Source organism: Gracilibacillus thailandensis, from assembly GCF_010994055.1.
GTDB classification, from domain to species: domain Bacteria; phylum Bacillota; class Bacilli; order Bacillales; family Amphibacillaceae; genus Gracilibacillus; species Gracilibacillus lacisalsi.
Genome location: NZ_WJID01000054.1, coordinates 24,334 through 35,723, shown reverse-complemented (window position 1 = coordinate 35,723; position 11,390 = coordinate 24,334). Strand labels below are relative to the sequence as shown.

The window sequence follows — 11,390 nt, the reverse complement described above, 5'->3', positions numbered from 1 at the left end:
AGTAGATAAAACTACACCACCACATTTGACAAAGAACCATAAAAAGAAGAAGGGAATACTTTGACACCCAAATACTATTGGAGGTGGTAGCATATGAGTGATCCAACTGCTTTAAAACGCACTCCGCTCTTTACGTTATACAAGAGCTATGGTGCTAAAGTGATTGATTTTGGAGGATGGGCTTTACCGGTACACTTCTCCAGTATAATTGATGAACATCATGCTGTACGAACTAAGGCAGGACTCTTTGATGTTTCGCATATGGGAGAAATACTGATTGAGGGACAAAATGCGGAAAACTTTGTTAACTACCTGATGACCAATGACATCACGAACATGGCAGTAAACCAAGCTAAATATACGGCAATGTGTTATGAAGACGGAGGTACTGTCGATGATTTGCTAGTTTATAAGCTAGATCATCAGAAATTCTTTCTCGTTGTCAATGCGGCTAACACGAATAAAGACTTTGAGTGGATCAACAAGCATGCAACAGAGGATGTTTTGGTTACCAATATTTCTGAGCAAATCGCACAACTTGCTATCCAAGGTCCTGACGCTTTCCAGATTCTGCAACAACTAACGGATATAGATTTAAACAAAATAGGTACATTCCGTTTTATGCAAAATGTGAAGGTTGCCGGCGTAACCAATTGTTTAGTCTCACGTACTGGATATACCGGTGAAGATGGTTTCGAAATCTATCTTGCTAGTAACGAGGCGACAAAACTGTGGCAGAAATTGTTATCTCTCGAAGAAGCTCCACAGCCATGTGGTCTTGGAGCAAGGGATACGCTTCGTTTTGAAGCTGCATTAGCATTATATGGTCAAGAACTAACATCCTCTATCACTCCAATTGAAGCTGGTATCGGCTTTACGGTGAAGACACAAAAAAATAGCGACTTTATCGGAAAAGCACCACTTACGAAAGAGAAAGAAAATGGTCCTACAAGGAAGCTTGTAGGGTTAGAAATAATCGGCAAAGGAATCCCACGGCATGGCTATCAAGTATTTACACCAACAGACAAAGAAATTGGGTTTGTTACATCAGGTACTCATTCTCCTACTTTAAAGAAAGCTCTTGGCCTTACATTAGTTCAACAACCATATGCCGAAATAGGTACAAATTTGAAAGTAAAAGTTCGTCACAAATTGATCGATGCTGTTGTAGTCCATACACCATTTTACCAAAGAAGGAGAGGATTAACATGACGTCCACCTTTCGATATCTTCCTGATACAAAGCAAGATCAACAGGATATGTTAGATTGTTTAAACATTCAGTCGATCGATGACTTATTTTCCGATCTCCCGTCAAGCATTAAGTTAACTGAAGAGTTAGCTATTCCAAAAGCAATCCCTGAACCTGAGCTAATCAAGAAAATGCAACAACTATCCTTACAAAACTTCCATGCCAACCAATACCCATTATTTCTTGGGGCAGGCACCTATGATCATTTTATTCCGAGCGTAGTCAACCATATCATTGGCAGGTCAGAATTTTATACTGCCTATACCCCCTATCAACCTGAAATTAGTCAAGGCGAACTTCAAGCCATCTTTGAATTTCAAACCATGGTTTGTGAACTAACAGGAATGGCTATCGCCAATTCCTCTATGTATGATGGCTTTACTTCTGTTGCCGAAGCAGCTGCACTTGCTGTATCTACAACCAAACGTTCCAAAGTAATGGTCTCTCAAGCAGTTCACCCAGAATCTCGAGCCATTCTCAAAACGGCTGCTACTGGACCAGGATATCAAGTTGAAGAAATCGATTTAACCACTGACATCACCAATATCCGAGACATGCAGGAAAAAGCAGATGATCAAACCGCTGCGATTATTGTTCAGTATCCAAACTTTTTTGGTTCTATTGAGGATCTACTCGAAATAAAGAAAATTGCCCAAGAACACGGTGCACTGCTGATCGTTAGTGCGAACCCTTTAGCTTTAGCGATATTGCAACCACCTGGCAAGCTTGGTGCCGATATTGTCGTTGGTGATATGCAACCATTCGGTATTCCAATCTCATTCGGTGGCCCACATTGTGGCTATTTTGCAGTAACGAAAAAATTGATGCGTAAAATTCCTGGCCGTATCGTCGGGCAAACGACAGATGCTCAGGGGAATCGTGGTTTCACCTTAACTTTGCAAACACGCGAGCAACACATTCGACGAGAAAAAGCATCTTCCAACATTTGTTCCAATCAAGCATTAAATGCTCTAGCTTCGGCTGTCTTTATGTCTGCCCTTGGTAAACAAGGCATTCGCCAGATGGCAACATTAAATATCAAAAAAGCAGATTATATGGCAAGGCAACTTACTGAAAAAGGATTCAGCGTAAACAATCAATCTCCTTTCTTTAATGAATTCGTTGTGACATTACCTGTTTCTGCTAGCGAAGTCAATCACAAGTTATTTGAGGCTGGCATTATTGGAGGTTTCGATTTAAACAAGGATTATCGGATGAAAAATCAGATGCTCATCGCTGTGACAGAGCAACGATCAAAGCAGGAAATTGATCAATTCATAACGATATTGGAGGGATTATAAATGGCGGACTATCATCAATTGATCTTTGAAATTAGTCAATCTGGTCGAACAGGAGCTGACCTTCCCGAAAGTGATGTGGATCCAATCGAGTTAGATGAAAAGTTTCCGAAGCACTTACTTCGAGAAACACCAGCAGAACTTCCAGAAGTATCAGAGCTTCAGCTTGTCCGTCACTATACGGCACTTTCTCACAAAAATTATGGTGTCGATAACGGCTTCTATCCGCTCGGCTCCTGTACGATGAAATACAATCCAAAAATCAACGAGGATGTCGCTCGGTTGGAAGGGTTTAGCCGTATTCACCCTTATCAACCAGCAGAAACTGTACAAGGAGCACTTCAGTTATTGTATGAGTTACAAGAAGATTTAGCCGCTATTTCGGGAATGGATGCTGTCACCTTACAACCATCCGCAGGTGCCCAAGGAGAATGGACCGGCTTAATGATAGCAAAAAATTATCATCAACAAAATGGTGAAAACAGATCCAAAGTACTTGTGCCAGACTCTGCTCACGGTACTAATCCAGCAAGTGCTGCAGTCGCAGGTTTTGATACGGTAACGATCCCTTCTAATGAAAATGGATTAGTCGACTTGGAAGCATTAAAAAAACACGTCGATCAAGACACAGCAGCATTAATGTTAACCAATCCTAATACACTAGGTCTTTTTGAAAAAGATATAGTGGAAATCGCTGAAGTCGTTCATGAAGCAGGTGCCCTCCTCTACTATGATGGGGCAAACGCCAATGCGATTTTAGGTAAGACCACACCAGGGAAGATGGGCTTTGATATCGTCCATCTAAATCTGCATAAAACCTTTACCACTCCACATGGTGGCGGAGGGCCAGGAGCAGGTCCGGTCGGTGTAACAAAAGAACTGATTCCTTTTTTACCTGTCCCTCGTATCGAAAAAGACGGAGACAACTATATATGGAATGATGATGAACCATTATCCATTGGAAGAGTAAAAGGGTATTATGGAAACTTCGGAATTCTTGCTCGTGCATACACGTATATTCGGACAATGGGACCTGAAGGACTGCGGCAAGTATCAGAATCTGCTGTTCTTCATGCCAATTATCTAAAAAAACGATTAGAGACACACTACGAGTCACCGTATGCCCAATTTTGCAAGCATGAGTTTGTTTTATCAGGCTCAAAACAGAAAAAGCTTGGTGTCCGAACAATGAATATTGCCAAGCGGTTGCTTGATTTTGGCTACCACCCGCCGACTATCTATTTTCCACTTAATGTGGAGGAATGTTTAATGATTGAACCGACTGAAACGGAAACAAAAGAAACATTAGATGCTTTTGCTGATTCAATGATTCAGATTGCAAATGAGGTGGAAGAAGATCCCGATATCGTATTAGATGCTCCCCATACAACGGTGGTTGGCAGATTAGACGAGACAAAGGCAGCAAGGCAACCGGTCTTACGCTATACAAAATCGGTTTAATGACGTTGTTGAAGGAGGACAATGTAAGAATGATCCATATTACCAAAGAAGCACAACAGAAACTATCATCCATTGAATTGCAAGATGGAGTATTACCTCGGGTTGATACTAATGTCACTGGTGGTTGTGGACTCACGATTAATTATCTATTTATTTTTGATCAAGCTAGAAAAAACGATACTATCTATCATTCTTATGGTGTTTCCATTCGTGTCGATCCTTTTACTAAGCGCTATCTGGAAGGAAATCCTCCAACGATAGATTATTCTGATTCAAATGGTTTCCAAGTAATAAATAATGTTGAATTTGACTCCTGTTGATCATTCAATAACTATCGAAAAGCGTAGTGTCCGATTAGGATACTACGCTTTCTTATTATGGAAAGAAGTATAAAACGCTCAGTCCTTATGACAAGAATTGTTAGATCTGCCATAGCTGAGACTAATTACGGAGACTCCAGCGGGAATAGTACGAGCCGAAAATCCACTTTCCAAAGTTAGTTGAGCCCATGCCCCCCCCCCCGGAAAGTAAAGTAATAGAGAGAGACAGCTTTATTCCGAATTATTTTAAGAAGTTATGAATTGAAATAGAAAGGGAAAAATGATTACAGTATCGGGGAAACATTACGTAAAAATCTAATGGACACTTAAAAGCTGGATTTCTGGAGTCAGGAGGTTAACTGTTGTTGAAAAGTCAGATCTTGTTATCATACATGGGCGCTTTTGCTCTTTGTATATTAACCATATTGAATTTATTTTTAATAAACGCTCAAACATATATAGGAATTACTTTAATCCTACTCTATCTCTTAGTGCTCGTCAGTCTTGGAGTTCATTATAAAAAGCAACGTCTTAAAGTGAATCCATATACGAAGTTATTGTTGATACTTGCTATTTTCGCCATCATTAGTGAATTAATTTGGGTAAGAGATCAAATTTATGGCTTTGCTATCCTTAGTAATTTATTACACTTAATAACATTTCTTTTCATGTTTGCTTTTGGTTTGAAATCTTCATTTTATCTAAAACCTTTCAAATTCCGGTCAATACTTGGAAAATGGAAGATGATTCTAGTTACACTAATTACTACTTTAGCAACAGTAATAGTAGTGGTTATGCTCATTAATCAAATAAGCCCACGCCCACTTGTATCAATCTTACAAGCAAGTAAGGGCATAACAAACTCATATAACGCTGAAGAATCAACAGAAACGGTATTAGACGATGGGAGTATCTACATCAATGATATTCGTTATGATGATAAATATCCTAATAGTTATTTAGATTTTTATCAAACCGTTCATAATCCTGATACAGCGCCGACTTTTATTCTTATTCATGGTGGTGGCTATATTTGGGGTGATAAAACTGGAGACGGTCAGAACGGAGATGATTCAGGAATGATAGCCTATATACAACAAGTTTTAGACAGAGGATATAATGTTATTGCACTGAATTACACCTTTGCGCCAGAATATAATTATCCGATACCTTTGAAGCAAGTCTCTGCAGCAGTGTCATTTCTAAAACAAAATGTTGAAACGTATGATTTGAACATGAATAATATTGTAATCGCGGGACAAAGTGCGGGGGCTCAAATAGCTGGCCAATTTGTTAATATCCAGATAGATCCCACTTATGCTGATGAGATGGAGATACAACCAGTTTTAAGCGCCTCAGATATTAAGGCTGTAGTATTCAACTCCGGTTTATATGATCCTTCCCGATTTGATGAGACGGATAGTGTCATATCTGATTATAGGTTTAACACAATGGGACGAGCGTACTTTAATGTGAATACTTTGGAAGGTAATAAGGACGTAGAACAATCTAATGTCATTAAGCATGTTACCAAGGATTTTCCGCCTACCTTTATGTCTGATGGAAATACAAAAACTTTTAACAATCAAGCGAAGGATTTAAAAGCTAAATTTACAACACTAGGAGTTAAGCATCAATTAAATATCTATAGTAAACATGTTATGGAGCTTCCCCATGGATTCGAAAAAAAGCGTAACAAATATGCAAAAGAAAATCTTAACATGCAAATGGACTTTGTAGATGCTGTAGTTAAGCAGTAAAGAACAATGAAAGTTCACAATATATTCCACACAACAGTCCATGTTTATTGCTGTTGCTATTGCCAAGAAAGTGATAAAGACCAGTTGTTAAAAATCCTGCGATCAAGTATAATATAACTAGAAAAGACATAACATATTAAAAACCGCAGACGCTCCAACGTCTACGGTTAGTGCATAGCCCTTTAAGGGGGCGACTCACATTAGTGAAGAAAATAACCACCACTATTTGCTTGTCAGGCTATGGGGTGGTTATTTCTTTTGATGAAAAGACAGCAGCGCAATAATCAACATAGCGAACGCTATCATCAGTGTTAATGTTTCAAAAACACTCATCATCAAGGCATACACCCACTTCGCACGACTCCCGTTTCTCTATCCTACTTGCTTTAAACAAATCGCATCTTGATTAAGAATATCCATATACCTACTTTATACTCGCGACAATGTACATGAAATTTCTTACAATCATTTAATAGTCTATTAATTAGCGCTTCATATTCTCTATTTATAATAGAGTTATCAAATTCAAAGGAGTGGTAATTAATATGAAGCGTTTTTTATCTATTTTCTTTATCTCGAGTATTCTAATGACTAGTTTCGCAGTTCCAGCATTTGCGAATGAGAAGGAACTCTCCATCTCCAAACAAGACCAACAAAAGATGGTTAATGTCGCTCACCGCGGAGCATCTGCACATGCACCGGAGAACACGATGGCCGCATTTCATAAAGGTGTGGAAATGAAGTCAGATTACATTGAAATTGATGTACAAATGACGGCCGATGAAGAATTAGTAATTATTCATGATACTACAGTAAACCGCACAACAAATGGTACTGGCGCTGTTGGTGATTTGACATTAGAAGAAATTCGCTCGTTAGATGCTGGTAGTTGGTTTAGTGAAGAATTTGCTGGCGAGAAAATCCCTACATTTGAAGAAGTACTAGATGCTTTTCGTGGAAAAGTAGGTATTTTAATTGAATTAAAGTCACCTGAACTTTATCCAGGTATGGAGGAGAAAGTTGCAAATGCTTTAAAGGAACGCAATATGGATCATTCCAAAAATAAAAAAATCATTATTCAATCTTTTAATCACGGATCGATGGAACTATCTAAAGAGCTTTTACCAGAAATTCCTCACGGTGTTTTAGCTGGTCTCAGTTGGGCAGGTGTGACCGATGAACAATTAGAAGCGTTCGCTACATATGCAGATTACTTCAATCCTAATCAGAACATTGTAACACCAACGTTAGTTGATCACGTTCATGAAGCAGGAATGCAGATTATGCCCTATACCTCCAGATCACAAGAACAAGCTAACCGCCTGTTTAATTTAGGTGTAGATGGAATTATCACTGATTATCCAGAGCATGTGTATCATCATCCGGTTAAAAATAACTAATAGAAAAGTGAAAGGAGAATGAATGATGTTTCATCCCCAAAAAGAACTTTTCGATAAATTTATTGGTTTAGTAGCCACTCTTGGACTCGCAGTGACACTTTTTAGTACCTTTCTAACAACTTCCGTATATGCTAAAGGGGCGGAACAACCAAAAGTAGAATTTGGCGTCGTCCCAGATGCACAGTATTGTGATTGTGAAATTAATGACACTCGGTATTATCGCAATTCTGTATCAAAACTGATTGACGCATCCCAAGTATTAAATCAAGAGAATGTCGACTTTACTGTACAGCTTGGCGATTTAATTGACCGAGATCTACAAAGTTTCTCTACCATTCTACCAATCTTTAATATGATAGAAGGCCCCAAATATCATGTCCTCGGCAATCACGATTTTGCTGTGAAAACGGACGAAGTAATTGATATTCTTGGGATGGAAAACCAATATTATGATTTTAAATACAAGAATTGGCGCTTTGTTGTCCTAGACACAAATGACCTTAGTTTCTATGCAAACCCAGAAGACTCTGAAAAATACGAAGAAGCCGAGGCAATGTATAATCAATTAGTAGAAAACGGGGCCATCCAAGCACAAACATACAACGGTGGCATAAGTGCTGAACAGTTAGCTTGGCTTCAGGATGTACTAGATAAAGCGGCAAAACGAAATGAAAAAGTGGTTGTTTTTGGGCACATGCCAGTCTACCCGGAAAATCACCACAATGTTTGGAATGCAGAAGAAGTGACTGAAGTACTTGAGGCTAATGGCAATGTCGTAGCCTATTTCAACGGACACAACCACGCTGGAAACTACGGTCTACAAAATGGCACTCACTACGTCAATCTTGAAGGAATGGTAGAAACTAAGGATACTACTGCCTACTCTATCATTCGCATCTATAAAGATCGCTTAGAAATTGATGGCTATGGCCGTCAAGAAGATCTTGTTTTGGAAATTCAATAAAGATAAAGAGAGGTAAGGGAAAAACCCCCTTTACCTCTCTTTAGTTTGAATTAAGTCTGATTTTCCATAACATTATTCGTTATAATATTTTTCACATAATAAAAAATGGTGTTTCTCATGTATACCAAGGAGGTCAATACTTTGGATTAAATTGGGATTATTTGCGATTGGATCTGGGAAGCGTATATGGCCTGCAACATCATCTGTAATATTTAAAACTATCTTTTCTAGTTGCTTTGTCTCATTATCGAGTTGTTCTATCAGCCATTGAAAATCAACATCGTATTCTACATCTTTTGGTGGGACTAAAAGGAAAGGAGCTTTCATCGGCTTTTTATTTTTTTGTTTATATGCTGCATATACGTCAATGCTATGTACTTTAAATGGTTTGTTTTTTCTTAATGTAGCGATAGGCAGAGATAAGGGAACATAGCCTTTACTTAGCCTTCGAAACCATTTCATCATCAAGTATAGGTGATAATATGTTTCCCCCCACGACCACTTATCTTGATGTGCCCTTTTCCATTCCTGATTCCGAAAAACAGCTAATTCTTCCTTCATTTCTTCTCTTTGCTTATAAATTTTTTGAAAGTGATGCTCCATATGTAGGCTTTTCAAGATATTTCGGCCTCCTTAGTTACGTCTTCTATTTTTTCTTTTGACGATATAAATCCACTGATTTATACCCTTGTGATAATATATCAACCATTTGTGCCTGACGTTTTTCACGTGTTTTTTGCTGTTTAGCAGAAAAAATATAACGAGCCCAATCTCTTTGATAACCTGGCGTTAAGTCTTGATAGAATTTAAGTTCATTAGGAAAATCACCTAAAATTTCTTCAACATCTTTTACGTTATCCTCATAATCAGCTACAGACTGACTGGCTTTTGAGGACTTATTCGTTTTCTTTTTTTCTCGTTTGATACCGACAACAGTAAATACATCATCCATACTTACCATTCGTGAAAATTTCACATCACTATTTTCTACATATCCATCTTCTCCAACTTTTAATGATGGAAAGATATCATCTCTGTGAATATATGTATCATACCGTTTGTTCCCTTTCTTCGGATAGGCAAAAAATAAGTATCCTTTTTCAACTAATGCTTCCTCTTTGATTATCCGTCGAGTATGGCTTGCCATTTCATCAATTGTCTTTACAAAAATGAAAATAACATCATGGTCTCCTGTTAATTCCGTTTGATAGTCATCAAATAGTTCATAATCACTCGGTTGGTTAAGCACAGCGATATTTTTATATTTAGTAAGATTTAGTTTATTGATAATAGTCATTGTATTCTCCTTTTTATCATTGAATTAGCTAGCACTTTTTATTCCAATTTTTTACCCATGCCTTCTGAAAAACTAGTCGTTATTTTTATTTTACCATATCCTAACATTTATGTTGCTTACCTCATTATTTTTTTAAAAACACCATTTTAAAAATTTTCGAACTATATAGGGTAGAGAATGGTCTGATAAAATTTATGTACGTTCGGAGCTAGAAAGTTAGACATATAAAAAACTGTCTCAAAAGTTAGCTCAATGTAGTTATGAAACTAACATAATGAGACAGCTCCTTCCATTTAAACTTCAGCATCTGAGATAACAAAACCACTCCCTGCAATTTTATTACCTTTTACCGATGTTTGTTTCTCTTTTTGCTGCTCTGAATTCCCGATATTTAATGAATCATTACTTAAAGTAATCAATCCATTCCCTTCCACTCTTTTACTATGCCCTAATGGGAAGGTGGATTTTATAAGTTGAGCATACAGTTCTGGTTCCGATAATGTTCTGCCCAATTCTTGTTCCATTTGCTCAATTAGAATCGCTGCCGCTCCGGAAACATGTGGGGTTGCCATCGACGTTCCCGACAGCTTCGCATATTTTCCATGTAAATAGGTAGACATCACATCAACACCGGGCGCCACTAGATCGACCTCACTATTAGTATTCGTAAATTCAGCCATATTCCCCTGATTATCTACAGCTCCTACTTGGACTACTTCTTTATAAAAACCGGGATAAATTCGTTCTGTTGTTCGTGCATTTCCATCGCCTTCATTTCCAGCAGCACAAACAACTAAAATATCATTAGCGACAGCTCTTCGAATCACTTGATGAAGCCCTGGTACATCCAATTTGGCACCAAAGGACATGGAAATTACTCGCACTTTTTCCCCATTTTTCCCACGCCATTTTATAGCATGTTGAATCGCCTGTATAATGCCATTAAAGTCTCCAGAACCTTTGCCATCAAATGCTTTTAATATTAATAATTTTGCTCCAGGAGCTACTCCGACTACACCTCGACCATTGAGTACAGCCGCAATCGTTCCAGCAACATGTGTGCCATGTCCGTTTAGATCGGAAAAGTTGCGTGGATTGCTATAATTTTCAGTAGTAAAATTTCTCCCATCAATAATTCGGTTCTTTAAATCAGGATGGTGTCGATCACACCCTGTATCAATTACAGCAACTACAACGTCGCTTCCTTTAAATCCCTCTTCCCACTTTTTAGGTGCTTGCATCATTTCGACACCAGCAGGAATTTCACTCGTGTCATCAATCTGCTGTTCCATTTTATATGGAATTAAACGTACTCGTGCCATTGTTCTCCTCCTTGCAACACACATTTATTACTAGTTAATTCAACAAGAAGGAAAAGTGTACTAGACGTATATCATGTTCGTTTAGGTTATCTTAAATTAAGCAATTCTTCTCTCATCATCGTCCTCATTCAACTTATTTAAATGTTGTCTTTTCACATCCCAGTAGTAAATCCGAGGTAGACCAGATAATAACCAATATTCATGCAATAATGTAGAGCTAACAAACCATATCATCGTCCAATCTATTAGTCTCAAAAGAATCTCTCCCTTCGTAACTAATTTATGGCGAAGGGAAGTTGTCTCAGAACGTTTTCATT

At 38.1% G+C, this 11,390-nt stretch carries 12 protein-coding genes; 7 read left to right on the top strand and 5 right to left on the bottom strand.

The window, feature by feature from the left end:
- Nucleotides 1-93: 93 nt before the first annotated feature.
- The 5 genes from gcvT (at nt 94) to GH715_RS15400 (ending at nt 6,090) form a co-directional block, all read left to right on the top strand.
- Nucleotides 94-1,212 (top strand): glycine cleavage system aminomethyltransferase GcvT, encoded by a 1,119-nt coding sequence (gene gcvT / locus GH715_RS15420; RefSeq protein ID WP_153836128.1) that lies wholly within the window; start codon nt 94-96, stop codon nt 1,210-1,212.
- On the top strand, nt 1,209-2,552 hold the full coding sequence (gene gcvPA, locus GH715_RS15415; RefSeq protein WP_153836127.1) for an aminomethyl-transferring glycine dehydrogenase subunit GcvPA: 1,344 nt from the start codon (nt 1,209-1,211) through the stop codon (nt 2,550-2,552). The genes gcvT and gcvPA overlap by 4 nt, the downstream gene beginning before the upstream one ends.
- Entirely contained in the window at nt 2,553-4,010 is a 1,458-nt protein-coding gene (gene gcvPB / locus GH715_RS15410; protein ID WP_153836126.1) for an aminomethyl-transferring glycine dehydrogenase subunit GcvPB, read from the top strand.
- Between the two features lie 29 nt (nt 4,011-4,039).
- Nucleotides 4,040-4,330: an iron-sulfur cluster biosynthesis family protein gene (locus GH715_RS15405; protein WP_153836125.1), complete on the top strand. Its 291-nt coding sequence runs from the start codon at nt 4,040-4,042 to the stop codon at nt 4,328-4,330.
- 362 nt (nt 4,331-4,692) lie between these two features.
- Nucleotides 4,693-6,090, top strand: a complete 1,398-nt coding sequence (locus tag GH715_RS15400) for an alpha/beta hydrolase (protein ID WP_153836124.1) — start codon at nt 4,693-4,695, stop codon at nt 6,088-6,090.
- 249 nt (nt 6,091-6,339) lie between these two features.
- Here the strand turns inward: GH715_RS15400 and GH715_RS21960 are convergent, their stop codons facing one another.
- Nucleotides 6,340-6,423, bottom strand: coding sequence for a putative holin-like toxin (locus GH715_RS21960; RefSeq protein ID WP_411155757.1), 84 nt, complete (start codon nt 6,421-6,423; stop codon nt 6,340-6,342).
- Nucleotides 6,424-6,635: 212 nt separating this feature from the next.
- Between GH715_RS21960 and GH715_RS15395 the strand changes: the two genes are divergently transcribed.
- Both GH715_RS15395 and GH715_RS15390 read left to right on the top strand, forming a co-directional pair.
- Nucleotides 6,636-7,490, top strand: a complete 855-nt coding sequence (locus tag GH715_RS15395; protein ID WP_153836123.1) for a glycerophosphodiester phosphodiesterase — start codon at nt 6,636-6,638, stop codon at nt 7,488-7,490.
- A 25-nt stretch (nt 7,491-7,515) separates the two neighbouring features.
- Nucleotides 7,516-8,454: a metallophosphoesterase gene (locus tag GH715_RS15390; RefSeq protein ID WP_163578696.1), complete on the top strand. Its 939-nt coding sequence runs from the start codon at nt 7,516-7,518 to the stop codon at nt 8,452-8,454.
- A 72-nt stretch (nt 8,455-8,526) separates the two neighbouring features.
- On the opposite strand, the gene GH715_RS15385 is transcribed toward GH715_RS15390, so the two are convergent.
- The 4 genes from GH715_RS15385 to GH715_RS15370 form a co-directional block, all read right to left on the bottom strand.
- Nucleotides 8,527-9,072 (bottom strand): DinB family protein, encoded by a 546-nt coding sequence (locus GH715_RS15385; RefSeq protein WP_153836121.1) that lies wholly within the window; start codon nt 9,070-9,072, stop codon nt 8,527-8,529.
- Between the two features lie 28 nt (nt 9,073-9,100).
- Nucleotides 9,101-9,751, bottom strand: a complete 651-nt coding sequence (locus GH715_RS15380) for a YdeI/OmpD-associated family protein (protein WP_153836120.1) — start codon at nt 9,749-9,751, stop codon at nt 9,101-9,103.
- A gap of 293 nt (nt 9,752-10,044) precedes the next feature.
- The gene (locus tag GH715_RS15375; protein ID WP_153836119.1) at nt 10,045-11,073 is read right to left on the bottom strand and encodes a S8 family peptidase; all 1,029 of its coding nucleotides are present in this window, start codon (nt 11,071-11,073) and stop codon (nt 10,045-10,047) included.
- 96 nt (nt 11,074-11,169) lie between these two features.
- On the bottom strand, nt 11,170-11,328 hold the full coding sequence (locus tag GH715_RS15370) for a hypothetical protein (protein ID WP_163578695.1): 159 nt from the start codon (nt 11,326-11,328) through the stop codon (nt 11,170-11,172).
- Nucleotides 11,329-11,390 lie beyond the last annotated feature (62 nt).